Consider the following 325-nt stretch of genomic DNA (forward strand, 5'->3'; position numbering starts at 1 on the left):
GACCCTGTGGGAGAGTAGGACACCGCCGGACTCCTTTTAGTCAAAATGGCCACCCATCGATGGGTGGCCATTTTGCATTTACACCAACAAAACAGGGAGCATCATGTCGGAAGAGGAAGAGCGCCGTCCGCGTCGCAACGATAGCGGACCGCGCGGAGACCGATCTTCCGGCGGAGGCTCCTCCCGCAACGGTGGTGCGCCCCGTCGTGAGGGTGGGTACAGCCGTGATGGTGGTGCGCCCCGTCGTGAGGGTGGGTACAGCCGTGATGGTGGTGCGCCCCGTCGTGAGGGTGGGTACAGCCGTGATGGTGGTGCGCCCCGTCGA

Origin of the sequence: Microbacterium sp. NPDC057944, from assembly GCF_042887445.1 — a bacterium.
In the GTDB taxonomy this organism is placed as follows: Bacteria; Actinomycetota; Actinomycetes; order Actinomycetales; family Microbacteriaceae; genus Microbacterium; species Microbacterium natoriense.